The following is a 12,594-nucleotide window of genomic DNA, read 5'->3' on the forward strand; positions in this document are numbered from 1 at the left end:
GCGGGTCGCCAGCCGCTCAGAGCAATGTTTTAGCCGCTTCAAGTATATGCTCAGCGGTCAGGCCATATTCCTGCTGTAAAAACTCCTGCGTACCCACCTGCCCGTAACGTTCTTTCACGCCAACCCGCCGCATAGGTACCGGCTGATTTTCTACCAGCACTTCCGCCACCGCCGATCCCAGCCCGTTATGAATACTGTGATTTTCACAGGTGATGATTTTACCGGTTTTCGCGGCATATTTTATGATGACGTCTTTATCAATCGGCTTGAGGGTAAACATGTCGATCACCGCCGCACTGACGCCTTCACGTTCCAGCATCTGCGCCGCTTTCAGCGCTTCGGCGACCATAATTCCGTTGGCGATAAGCGTGATGTCGCTTCCGTCTCGCAGCACGTTTGCTTTGCCGATGGTGAACGTTGAGCCTTCCTGGTAAATCTGAGTCGCCTGTTTACGGATGGTGCGCACCCAGTAAAATCCCTTCAGATCCATCAGTTGCAGCAAAATATTGCGGAACATCACGGCATCGGTGACCTCCATCACCACGGAATTTGCCAGCCCGCGCACAATGCCCATGTCTTCGAAGGACATGTGCGTGCCGCCGTTATGACAGGCGCTGACACCGGCATCGGACGCAATGATTTTCACGTTATTCTTCTGATAATCCAGCGACATAAACAACTGATCAAAACAGCGGCGGCTGGCGAACGCGGTAAAGGTATGCACAAAGGGGACGCGGCCCGTCAGCGATAAACCCGCCGCCACGCCGATAACGTTGGCTTCCATGATGCCGCAGTTGATCACGTGTGACGGGTGATCTTTGTGCACGCCATCCATCGCCATAGAACTCATCAGATCCGCTTCCAGCGCAATGATCGGCGTATTTTCAACAATCTTTTCGCGCACGGTATTGGCGTAAACCTTACGCATTTCAACGGCGTCTTTTTGTAATTCCAGAGAGACTTCAAACATGGGCGGCCTCCAGCTCAGCGATTGCGTGTTCAATTTCAAGTTTCACCTCCGGCGTTAAACGCAGATGATGCGAGTTCGCCAGCTGCTCGAGATACTTCACGCCCTGCCCTTTAATGCTGTCGAGGATCACCACCAGCGGACGCTGCCCGCCCTCACGCACCGGCGTCACCGCATCGCGAATTGCCACAACGTCATCGCCTTTAATCGTCTGCACATCAAAACCAAAAGCGCTGAATTTCCCGGCCAGATCGAAAGGTTTAATGACTTCGTCCAGCGTGCCGTCGAGCTGCTGTTTGTTGTAATCGATGAACAGCGTGAGGTTATGCAGATTGTGGTGAGCAATAAACTGGAAGGCTTCCCAGCACTGACCTTCATTCAGCTCACCGTCACCCAGAATGCAGAAGACACGGTTAGCCCGCCCCGCCAGCCTGTGCGAGAGCGCCATACCTGCGGCGATGGACACGCCCTGCCCGAGGGAACCGGTCGTGGCATCCACGCCGGTAGTGCGCAGACGGTCGGGGTGGCTCGGCAGGCGCGTGCCGTTCTCATTCAAGGTTTTCAGCTGGCTGACCGGGAAATAGCCTTTCAGCGCCAGCGTGGCATACAGCGCCGGGCCTGCATGCCCCTTGGAGAGCACGAAATAATCGCGATCCTGCCAGTCCGGTTTTTTCGGGTCGATGCGCATCACATCGCCGTACAATACTGCCAGCGTTTCCACCACTGACATGCTGCCGCCATAGTGTCCGAAGCCCAGACCGGTCAGCATTTTCAGCGTCTCGATGCGGATTTGGCGCGCCAGATCATGAACCTCATGGATATCTTTCATCTTGCAGGGTCCTTATTTTAGTGAGCACTTATCCAGACCTGTTATTTCTAACAGGCCTGAACCGTGATCCCCGGTGGGTGATAAGAGACTGAGTGTGTGGCTGAATTACTCTTCGCTGACCGCTTTCTCAGCCGCAGGTTTTTTGCCGAGATAGTTGTAAGCAACCAGAACCGCGAAGATGCCGACAATCAGCGCCATGATGCCTTCTTTAGACATGAAGCGAGCCAGATTGCCCAGCAGGATACCGATGACGCCAAAGTCGGCATCTGAGAAGGTGGCGTTTGCGAAGCCCAGCGCGCCGAGCACCGGCAGCAGCAGAACCGGCAGGAAGGTGATCAGCACGCCGTTAGCAAACGCGCCGACCATCGCACCGCGCCGACCGCCGGTCGCGTTGCCGAAGACACCCGCCGTCGCACCGGTGAAGAAGTGCGGCACCACGCCCGGCAGGATCAGCACCAGATGCATCTGGCCTAACAGGAACAAACCGACCAAACCGCCGAGGAAGCTGAACAGGAATCCAATCAGCACGGCATTCGGTGCGTACGGGTAGACCACCGGGCAGTCCAGCGCGGGACGTGCGTTGGGCACCAGTTTCTCGGAGAAGCCAACGAATGCCGGTACGATTTCCGCCAGAATAAGACGCACACCTTGCAGGATGATGAACACGCCCGCCGCAAAAGTGATCGCCATGATAATCGCGTACACCAGATAGTTCTGGCCTGCGCTATAGGTGGCTTCGACAAACACCTGCCCGGCGAACACCGCCATAATCAGGTAAATAATGATCATGGTGAGTGATATAGAAATGGAGCTGTCGCGCAGGAAGCTGAGGTTTTTCGGCAGATTCATTTCTTCGGTAGAGCGTGACCCTTTACCGACTTTGCTGCCGATCCAGCCAGACAGCACGTAACCGATGGTGCCGAAATGGCCGAAGGCCACATCATCGCTGCCGGTGATCTTACGCATATAACGTTGTGCCAGCGCCGGGAAAAACGCCATGATCAGGCCCAGCGTCAGGGAACCGGTGAACACCAGTGAAACGCCTTCAAAACCGGCAACGGTCAGGATGACGCTGATCATACAGGCCATATAGAACGTGTGATGTCCGGTCAGGAACACGTATTTCAGACGGGTAAAGCGCGCCACGATCAGGTTTGCCACCATACCGAACGCCATAATTAAGGCGGTCGGTGCACCGAATTTCTCCAGCGCAATGGAAACAATCGCTTCGTTATTAGGAATAATACCCTGGATATTAAAGGCGTGTTCGAACATACCGCCTAAAGGATTTAATGAGCCGACTAATACTGTTGCACCCCCGCCTAAAACTAAAAAGCCCAGTATTGTTTTGACTGTACCTTTTACCACATCAGAAAAGTTTTTCTTTTGCGCCACTAAACCGATTAAGGCGATGAGCCCCACCAGAACAGATGGCACTTTTAATATATCAACCACAAACTTGAGCGTTTCCTGGATAAACATATCCACCTCGGATGTATATTGTTTTTTATTGTAGGGTCAGTCCGTGTCGGTCTGGCTCAGGACACCGGATGCTTTTCAAAATGTGCGACCAGCTTGGTTTCCAGCTCGTTGATGTCCACAATATTTGTGATGACAACCAGCTGATTGTCGGGAATATTGGCGCTGGCGGCGATGTCTTTCGCCATCACGAACAGGTCTGCCTCGCCGGGAATGGCTGAAGATAAATCAGAGTGTTCAACATCCGCCTGAATATTTAATTTTTTCAGCACTTTTTTAATGTTCATTTCGACCATAAAGCTGCTGCCTAAACCGGAACCGCAAATCGCCATAATTTTCATGTTATTTACCTGTTTTTAAAAGTTTGTAGGGTTACGCATCAGAATGATTTCTGATGTCAATACACATTAATGCATCCGTTGTGCGTTAAGGTTATTCCGTTATTTAATCTTAAAACGGTCAGAATTTCGCAATGACATCCTGAATTGTTTTTATATCTTTTGCCTGATGTATTTTCTGCATATCTTCGTCGCTGGAAAATAATTCAGCCAGTTCAGAGATTAATTCAATATGACTGTGCTTATCGGGTGCCGATAACATGACGACGGTATAAACAGGGTCATTGTCCTCAGAATTAAATGTCACTCCCTGAGGCAGCGTGAGCAGCGACAATCCTAACCCCTTCGCGCCCTCTTCCGGTCTGGCATGCGGCATGGCAATGCCCGGTGCCAGAACAAAATACGGCCCTAACTTTTCCCGCTGGGCAAAAATCGCCGTCAGATATTCCGGGGTAATTGCGCCGTCTTTCAACAAAGGCTCAGCGCTGACTTGCACCGCCTGCCGCCAGTCCGTGATATCCGTTCTGATCTGAATCCTGTCAGAGGTCAGCCAATCATTCAGCATAGGTGTGACTCCGGTTTTGATGTGTTAATGGCTGGTGTGCCTCTTTCCCCCAAACCACACCAACGCCCTGACTCTACGCACCGGTAGCGTTAACATCTGTGATACATCTCACAAAGATAGCGCTACCAAGCGTCTATCATTACGTTCTGTGATAGCGCTATCAAAAATAGTCCCCTGCCGGTACCACTGCGCCGCAGTTCACACAAATAACGGTATACTTTGTCCGGAAATGACCGATAATTTACCCAATTCCGCCGTGGATCCTTCGGGTATCGCCCTGCTGCGGCTTGCTTTTTTCGCTATATCTTCGGGTGCAGGAGTCAGGATTGTGCATGTCCATTAACAAGAAAAGGCGCAGTACAGGGAGAGTGACGCTGGCTGATGTGGCGCAGCTTGCAGGCGTGGGCAGCATGACCGTTTCCCGCGCACTGCGTACCCCGGAACAAGTCTCCGATAAGCTGCGTGAAAAGATCGAAGAGGCCGTCAGCCAGCTGGGTTATTTACCCAATCAGGCGGCCAGTTCACTGGCTTCTGCGTCATCAAATACTGTCGCCATGATTGTGCCAAGTCTGTCGGAACCGGGCTGCGCTGAGATGTTTGCCGGGCTTCAGAAAGTGCTGCAACCTGCCGGGTACCAGATCATGCTGGCCGAATCCCAGCACCGCATTGAGCGGGAAGAAAAATTGCTGGAAACGCTGCTGTCTTACAATCTGGCGGCGGCCATATTGCTCTCTGTCGAGCACTCGGCCAACGTTCGCCAGTGGCTGGATAATCTGACCATCCCGGTGCTGGAAATCGGTGCGCTGACTGACTCTCCCATTGATATGAATATCGGGATTGATTACGTCGAGGCGATGTTTCAGCTCACTCAGACCGTGGTGGCGAAGGGATATCAAAACATCGGTATGCTGTGCGCCAATCAGGAACAGTGGATTTTCCAGCAACATTTGCAAGGCTGGCGAAAGGCCATGCTGAAAGCGCATATGTCGCCGCATCGGGTGATCAACGCTGCCGAGCCCGCCAGCTTTTCCACCGGCGCTCAGCAGTTGCCTGAGTTTCTGCTGGCCTGGCCGGAAATCGACGCGCTGGTGTGCGTCTCAGACGATCTGGCCTGCGGAGCGCTGTACGAATGCCAGCGCCGGCGTATCAAAGTGCCGGACGATCTGGCGGTCGTGGGATTTGGCAACTCGGACGTCAGTAAAGTCTGCCAGCCGCCGCTGACCACTATCACCATTCCGCATAGGGAAATTGGTACGCGTGCGGCCCAGGCCTTGCTGGCGAGGATCCATGATGAAGAGTGGGAAGAGGTGACGATCGCCTCGTCATTGTGTAAGCGGGACAGCTGCTAAATTCACGACAACAAAAAGCCGCAGGCGACATCAGTACGCGTGCGGCGGGTTTTCCAGGCTCAATGTTTAAGAGGCTGAGGCTTAGATCGGGGTACTTTCGTTATCCGGCTCATCATCCGCTTTGACAGATTCATCACTCAGCAAGTCACGGGTTAACGGCTTACCATGCTCTTTCTCGTTATTACGCGTCATCCATAGTGACAGCGCTTTAAGCGAGTCCGGCGTAAATTCGTCGCATCGTGAGGTGATCTCTTCCGGCGTCATCCAGCGTACAGAATCAATTTCTTCTTCCTGCAAGGCGAACGGACCGTGGGATACGCAACTAAACAACGCGCCCCACACGCGGCATTTGTTCTCTTCTTCGAAGTAGAACTGACCATGTTCGGCAAAGGGTACACCGGCGATCCCTAACTCTTCTTCCGCTTCACGGCGGGCTGAATCAAGAATATTTTCGCCACTCTGCACCACGCCACCTGCCGTTGCATCCAGCCAGCCGGGATAAAAGTCTTTGGTTTCGGTACGACGCTGAACCAAAATATTGCCCATTCCGTCATGCACCACGATATAGCTGGCACGGTGGCGCAGGACCTGAGCACGCATTTGTTGTCGGCTGGCCTGGGCAATGACCTCGTTATCTTCGTTGACGATATCAACCCATTCTTCCGTACTGATGTTTTGCTCTTGTTCTGACATCCGCTGAAACCTTCTGTTTTAAGCGCTGGTCTGTGCGCAATGGGTCTGTGCGCAGTAATGGGTGCAACACGTCGATAATGTCCGGAGATTCTATCTGGGTCTGCCACATGGCTTCAATAGCAATGGATGCGTTGGTGACAGGTAAAAGTTATGTTACCCCACAAACTTCGCCATAAGACAACTCTGACAAAGGTCCGGCGCAGGCAAGTATTCACAACCATTATGATACCCTACCCAATCATTTTAAAAACTGTGATTATCAACCGCGCACTGGCGGATTTCATTAAGTGATTAACATAACGCAGGAGGCAATATGATTGATCTTTATTACGCGCCCACACCCAACGGTCATAAGATTTCTCTTTTTCTGGAGGAAGCCGGTCTGGCCTACCGTCTTCATCGCATTGATATCAGCGCAGGCGATCAGTTCAAACCCGAGTTTCTCGCCATTTCCCCCAACAATAAGATCCCGGCGATTGTCGACAGTCAGCCGGTAGACAGCGGCGCGCCCATCGGTGTGTTCGAGTCCGGGGCCATTTTGCAGTATCTGGCTGAGAAAACGGGAAAATTACTCAGTAAGGAATTGCGCGAACGCACCACAACGCTGGAGTGGCTGACCTGGCAGGTGGCCGGAATGGGCCCGATGCTCGGGCAAAATCATCACTTCACGCACTACGCCCCGCAACCTGTACCTTACGCCATCGAACGCTATCAGCAGGAAACCAAACGTCTTTACGGCGTGCTGAATACCCAGCTGACTAAAAATGCCTATATCGCCGGGGACACCTACAGCATTGCTGATATCGCCGCTTATCCGTGGGTGGTAGCGCATGAGCGCCAGCGCATTGATTTGGCGGAGTATCCGGCGGTGCGAAACTGGTTTGAACGCGTCAAAGCCCGTCCTTCCACGCAAAAAGCCTACGCCCTCGCCGATCCCCTGCACATCAACCACCACTGACAGCGCTGTCCCCGGTTTCTGCCGGGGGTTCTGCTGAACACATTCCGCTGTAAATAATTTCCATTAACTGTGCTCCATATCGCGCGCTAAAGGCGGCGACTCAACTATGATTAATGACAGTTCATTCGCATATTCAGACAGTTAAGGAACCTGATATGAAAATCCTGATCACCGGCGCTACCGGGCTCATTGGCCGAAGGCTTACCGGGCGACTTGTTGAGCAATCTCATCAGATTACCGTACTTACCCGTGCGCCTGAACGCGCCGCGAAAGTGCTGGGCTCACAGGTTCTGCTGTGGGAAACGCTGGACGGCAAAACGTCACTGGATGGATTTGATGCGGTGATCAATCTTGCGGGAGAGCCGATTGCGGACAAACGCTGGACGAAAGATCACAAAGCGTTGCTGTGTGAAAGCCGCTGGCAGTTAACTGAGAAACTGGCGCAGCTGATTAATGCCAGCCAGACGCCGCCCCAGGTCTTTATTTCAGGTTCAGCAGTGGGTTATTACGGCGATCAGGGGCAGGCCCTGGTGCCGGAAGACGAGCCGCCAAACAAGCAATTTACCTGGCAGCTATGCGCACGCTGGGAAGCCCTGGCGATGACGGCTGAAAGCCCGCGCACCCGCGTGTGCCTGTTGCGCACCGGCATTGTGCTGGCAGAAAAAGGCGGCGCGCTGGCAAAAATTGTATTGCCTTTCCGCGCCGGACTCGGCGGCCCTTTGGGTGACGGCCAGCAATACATGCCGTGGATCCATATCGACGATATGGTCGAAGGCATCATTTTCCTGATGATGCACGAAACCCTCAGCGGACCGTTCAACATGGTGGCGCCTTATCCCGCACGCAACGAACAGTTCAGCGCTCTACTCGGTGAGGTTCTGCATCGCCCGGCGTTTATGCGGGCACCTGCACCCGTCATACGTTTGCTGATGGGCGAGTCAGCCGTACTGGTGCTGGGCGGCCAGCGTGCCGTGCCGCGCAGGCTGGAAGCGGCCGGCTTTGAGTTTACACATCAGGAATTGAAGGAAGCGCTGGAGGATTTGCTGAAGTGAAGGGGTTTGCTCCACCGGATTGAGAATGTTTCGGTTTCTTGGCGGGACAATTGCGTTGTACTGACGCCTTTCAAAAACAGATCGAGAATTTTCGGTTTCTCAACGACTGCGATCACTTTTCTTTCAGTGCCGAAACCGCCCAAAGGAGGAAAGTGCTTTTCCTCCTTTGGATTCCTCCTCGCTTTTTCAACAAGCGCTTCGCAATCACGACGGACATGTTCTGCTGCATTTTTGGGTGGCGCAAAATGTCATCGCTGCGCGATTCCCGAATTTCAGGCTTCGAGCCTTAAGTCTCGAACCGTTCATTCGGTGCCATTTTTGAGCACGCCAATCAATATTTCTAAAAGATAAAAACCATCTGCGGTTGAATTTAAGATCCTGCGGGCGATACGCAGTAAAAAGTGGGCGGGAGTGCAGAGGGGAAAAGTTTTCCCCTCTGCTCGGTTTCGGGGAAATAGCTCATGTGATAACAGCTAATGAGAAACCGAAACTTTCACCTTTCAATCTTTGCCTCAAGCATTACCGCCCAATGCTCGGTGTAGCCTTATTCCTTCACATCCACCTGATAAAACACATGTTTGCCAAAGGGATCAATCTCATAGCCACTCACTTCTTTGCGAACGGGCTCGAAGATGGTCGAGTGTGCAATCATCACTGCTGGCGCCTGGTCGTGCATCATTTGCTGCGCCTGCTCGTAAAGTGCAACGCGTTTGGCATGGTCCGTGGTTTCTTTGGCTTCGGTGATCAACTGGTCGAAAGGTGCATAACACCATTTCGCAGAGTTAGAACCGCCCTTCGCTGCGTTACAGGTAAATAACGGGCCAAAGAAGTTATCCGGATCACCATTGGCTGTCGTCCAGCCCATCAGCGCGGCCATGTGCTCGCCGTTACGGATGCGGGTCTGGTATTCACCCCACTCAAAACTGACGATGTGCGCTTTCACGCCAATCTTTGCCCAGTCCGCCTGAATCATTTCTGCCATACGGCGGGCATTCGGGTTATACGGACGTTGTACCGGCATCGCCCAAAGATCGATATCAAAACCGTTTGGCATGCCTGCTTCGGCCAGTAACGCTTTGGCTTTCTCCGGTGAATAATCGTAATCCACTACCTTGTCGTTATATCCCCAGACACCGGTTGGCAGCAGCGTTTTCGCTGCGGTGCCGGTGCCACGGAATACCGCTTCAATGATTTGTGGCTTATTGATCGCCATGCTCAGCGCCTGACGCACCTTCACATTGTCCAGTGGCGGCTTCTGCGTATTAAAAGACAGGAAGCCGGTATTCAGACCCGATTTACTCATCAGATTGATGTCTTTGTTGGCGCGCATCCGGTCGAGATCTGCCGGGTTCGGGAACGGCATCACCTGACACTCATTTTTTTCCAGTTTTGCGAGACGCATCGAGGCATCCGGGGTGATGGTATACACCAGACGGTCAATTTTAGATTTACCCTGCCAGTACTCCGGGAAGGCTTTGTACAGCAAACGCGTGTCTTTCTGATACTGAACCAGCTCGAACGGCCCCGTACCGACCGGATTCAGATCGAGTTTCTCCGGAGTACCGGCTTTGAGCATCTGATCGGCATATTCTGCCGAGAGGATAGACGCGAAATACCAGGCCAGATCGGCAACAAATGGCGCTTCGGGGCGGGTCAGGTTGAAGCGAACGGTGTAATCATCCACTTTATCAATGCTGCCGATCAGATCGCCCAGCTTCAGGCTGTCGAAGTTCAGATAAGTGCCGCCGGACACCTTGTGATACGGGTTGTTTTCATCTTTCTGGCGCATGAACGAGAAGATGACGTCATCCGCGTTGAAATCACGGCTGGGTTTAAACAGTTTGCTGCTCTGGAATTTCACGCCTTTACGCAGGTGGAAAGTGTAGGTTTTACCGTCCGGGCTAACGTCCCAGCTTTCTGCCAGGCTTGGCACCAGCTCAGTGGTGCCGGTTTTGAAATCAACCAGACGGTTATAAATCGGCACAGCGCTGGCATCGACGGAAGTGCCCGATGTGTAAAGCTGCGGGTTAAATTGTTCCGGCGAACCTTCTGAACAATACACCAGCGTTTTTGCCGAAACGCCGCCCGTGATCGCTAACGCCAGTAACCCTGTGCTTATTTTTAAAATGTTGTGTTTCATTTTTTCCCTTTTTTCCCTGTCCGGAGAGTGTTTAAAACTTCTTCATCATGGAACCCAAAGCAAAAACAGATTAACATCTGAATAACAACTAGTAATACTTTGTTATATATGAAAATCTTATAACAAGTAAACCCATTGGCGATCATTCAGAGGTCAAGATGTCGACAACAATCGCAAAACAGCTTACCGAACGTTTCTACCGCTATCTCTCCGTGACGTCACAAAGTGACGCCAGCGTGAACACCTTACCGAGCACGCCGGGCCAGCATGACATGGCGCGGTTACTGGCTGAGGAGCTGCATCAGCTCGGTTTAGAAAACATTCAGATTGATGAATATGCGACCGTCACCGCGGTCAAACCCGGCACTAAAACCGGCGGGCCGCGCATAGGTTTTATCACTCACATTGATACCGTCGATGTGGGCCTGAGCGCGGATATTCATCCGCAAACGCTGCGCTTCACCGGCGATGACCTGTGCCTGAACAAAGAAAAAGATATCTGGCTGCGCCCTGCTGAGCGCCCGGAAATCCTGGCGTATCAGGGTGAAGAAATCATCTTCAGCGACGGTACCAGCGTGCTGGGCGCAGATAATAAAGCCGCCGTGACGGTGGTCATGACCATGCTGGAGAATCTGAACGCGTCGCAGGAGTATGGCGATATCGTGGTGGCGTTTGTGCCGGATGAAGAAATCGGGCTGCGTGGCGCGAAAGCACTGGATCTTGCCCGCTTTGACGTGGATTTTGCGTACACCATTGACTGCTGTGAACTGGGTGAAGTGGTGTATGAAAACTTCAACGCGGCAGCCGTGGAAATCGACTTTACCGGTGTGACGGCGCATCCGATGTCAGCCAAGGGTGTGCTGGTCAATCCGTTACTGATGGCGCAGGATTTCATCAGTCACTTTGACCGTGCAGAAACGCCGGAAAATACCGAAGGCCGCGAAGGCTACGTCTGGTTCAACGGCATGAGCGCTTCCCAGCAGGGTGCGCGGCTCCATGCCTCCATCCGTGATTTCGACAGCGCCAGTTTTGCTGCCCGTAAGCAGAAAATTCAGGATGTCGCGAAAGCGATCGCAGCTCAGTATCCGACAGCGAAAGTCTCGGTGGATATCAGCGATACCTACAGCAATATCAGCAGCGCGATCGGCGAAGACCGCCGGGCGATCGATCTGATTTTTGCCGGGCTGAAAGAGATCGGCGTTGAACCGAAAGTGATCCCGATGCGCGGCGGCACCGACGGCGCAGCGCTGTCAGCAAAAGGTTTGCTGACACCGAACTACTTCACCGGCGCACATAATTTCCATTCGAAGTTTGAGTTCCTGCCGGTGAATTCGTTTGTGAAATCCTACGAACTGACCGTACAGCTGTGCCTGCTGGCAGCGAAAGGGTAACCCTGTCATCCAGCGTTCCCCTCATGAGAGGGGAACGCTGCGTAACGATATTACTTCAGCGCACCTGACAGAAACTGTTGCAGACGGGCACTTTTCGGGCTGCCGAACACGTCGGCAGGGTTGCCCTGCTCTTCAATCACGCCCTGATGCAGAAAAATCACATGGCTGGACACGTGGCGGGCAAACTCCATTTCATGCGTGACGACCACCATGGTTTTCCCCTCTTCCGCCAGTTTCTGCATGATGCGCAGCACTTCACCGACCAGCTCAGGGTCGAGCGCAGAAGTAGGCTCATCAAACAACAGCACTTCGGGTTCCATTGCCAGTGCACGGGCGATAGAGACGCGCTGTTGCTGACCACCGGACAAATTCACCGGGTATTTACCCTGCGCACGCGCATCGATGCCGACTTTATCAAGGTATTTCACCGCACGCTCGCGCGCTTCGGCTTTGCTTAGCCCCAGCACCTGTACCGGCGCTTCCATGACGTTTTCAAGCACCGTCATGTGGCTCCACAGATTGAAATGCTGGAACACCATCGTCAGTTTGGTACGCAGCAGTTGCAGCTGTTTTTTGTCGAACACTTTCAGTTGCCCGTCGGTGTCGCGCACCATGCGGATATCCTGATTGCTGACGCTGATTGACCCTTCGCTCGGCTTTTCCAGGAAGTTAATGCAGCGCAAAAATGTACTTTTCCCTGAACCTGATGAACCAATAATACTGATCACATCTCCCGCATTGGCGGAGAGCGACACGCCTTTGAGCACCTCATGGTCGCCGTAGCGTTTGTGGAGATCGAGAACGGCTAATTTGTTTTCTGACATAACGTTTCC

Annotated in this window: 12 protein-coding genes; 4 read left to right on the plus strand and 8 right to left on the minus strand. The window is 52.9% G+C overall.

What is annotated here, in order from left to right; all coding sequences use genetic code 11:
• Window positions 1-16: 16 nt before the first annotated feature.
• The 5 genes from ACQZQY_RS19615 to ACQZQY_RS19635 form a co-directional block, all read right to left on the minus strand.
• Complete coding sequence (locus ACQZQY_RS19615; protein ID WP_056782214.1) at window positions 17-970, minus strand: transketolase family protein; 954 nt, start codon at window positions 968-970, stop codon at window positions 17-19.
• Complete coding sequence (locus tag ACQZQY_RS19620) at window positions 963-1,796, minus strand: transketolase (protein WP_431296247.1); 834 nt, start codon at window positions 1,794-1,796, stop codon at window positions 963-965. The genes ACQZQY_RS19615 and ACQZQY_RS19620 overlap by 8 nt, the downstream gene beginning before the upstream one ends.
• A 105-nt stretch (window positions 1,797-1,901) precedes the next feature.
• Window positions 1,902-3,278: a PTS ascorbate transporter subunit IIC gene (locus tag ACQZQY_RS19625; protein ID WP_056782209.1), complete on the minus strand. Its 1,377-nt coding sequence runs from the start codon at window positions 3,276-3,278 to the stop codon at window positions 1,902-1,904.
• A 56-nt stretch (window positions 3,279-3,334) separates the two neighbouring features.
• Window positions 3,335-3,616 carry a PTS sugar transporter subunit IIB gene (locus ACQZQY_RS19630; RefSeq protein WP_056782206.1) on the minus strand — a complete coding sequence of 94 codons (282 nt, stop codon included), beginning with the start codon at window positions 3,614-3,616 and terminating at the stop codon, window positions 3,335-3,337.
• Between the two features lie 118 nt (window positions 3,617-3,734).
• Window positions 3,735-4,178: a PTS sugar transporter subunit IIA gene (locus ACQZQY_RS19635; RefSeq protein WP_431296248.1), complete on the minus strand. Its 444-nt coding sequence runs from the start codon at window positions 4,176-4,178 to the stop codon at window positions 3,735-3,737.
• Window positions 4,179-4,510: 332 nt separating this feature from the next.
• Here ACQZQY_RS19635 and ACQZQY_RS19640 point away from each other — a divergent pair, with 332 nt between their 5' ends.
• Window positions 4,511-5,527, plus strand: coding sequence for a LacI family DNA-binding transcriptional regulator (locus ACQZQY_RS19640; RefSeq protein ID WP_431296249.1), 1,017 nt, complete (start codon window positions 4,511-4,513; stop codon window positions 5,525-5,527).
• Between the two features lie 81 nt (window positions 5,528-5,608).
• Here the strand turns inward: ACQZQY_RS19640 and yfcD are convergent, their stop codons facing one another.
• Window positions 5,609-6,220 carry an NUDIX hydrolase YfcD gene (gene yfcD, locus ACQZQY_RS19645; RefSeq protein WP_431296250.1) on the minus strand — a complete coding sequence of 204 codons (612 nt, stop codon included), beginning with the start codon at window positions 6,218-6,220 and terminating at the stop codon, window positions 5,609-5,611.
• Between the two features lie 313 nt (window positions 6,221-6,533).
• Here yfcD and ACQZQY_RS19650 point away from each other — a divergent pair, with 313 nt between their 5' ends.
• Window positions 6,534-7,178, plus strand: a complete 645-nt coding sequence (locus ACQZQY_RS19650) for a glutathione binding-like protein (protein WP_122097537.1) — start codon at window positions 6,534-6,536, stop codon at window positions 7,176-7,178.
• A 155-nt stretch (window positions 7,179-7,333) separates the two neighbouring features.
• A complete protein-coding gene (locus ACQZQY_RS19655) occupies window positions 7,334-8,230 on the plus strand; it encodes a TIGR01777 family oxidoreductase (protein ID WP_431296251.1) in 897 nt (298 codons plus the stop codon).
• 544 nt (window positions 8,231-8,774) lie between these two features.
• On the opposite strand, the gene ACQZQY_RS19660 is transcribed toward ACQZQY_RS19655, so the two are convergent.
• Window positions 8,775-10,370: an ABC transporter substrate-binding protein gene (locus tag ACQZQY_RS19660; RefSeq protein WP_136376803.1), complete on the minus strand. Its 1,596-nt coding sequence runs from the start codon at window positions 10,368-10,370 to the stop codon at window positions 8,775-8,777.
• 158 nt (window positions 10,371-10,528) lie between these two features.
• Between ACQZQY_RS19660 and pepT the strand changes: the two genes are divergently transcribed.
• Window positions 10,529-11,761, plus strand: coding sequence for a peptidase T (pepT, locus tag ACQZQY_RS19665; protein WP_122097533.1), 1,233 nt, complete (start codon window positions 10,529-10,531; stop codon window positions 11,759-11,761).
• A 50-nt stretch (window positions 11,762-11,811) separates the two neighbouring features.
• Here the strand turns inward: pepT and hisP are convergent, their stop codons facing one another.
• Window positions 11,812-12,585: a histidine ABC transporter ATP-binding protein HisP gene (gene hisP, locus ACQZQY_RS19670; protein ID WP_056782185.1), complete on the minus strand. Its 774-nt coding sequence runs from the start codon at window positions 12,583-12,585 to the stop codon at window positions 11,812-11,814.
• Window positions 12,586-12,594: the final 9 nt, after the last annotated feature.

Source organism: Rahnella sp. PAMC25559, from assembly GCF_050632365.1.
Taxonomy (GTDB): Bacteria; Pseudomonadota; Gammaproteobacteria; order Enterobacterales; family Enterobacteriaceae; genus Rahnella; species Rahnella rivi.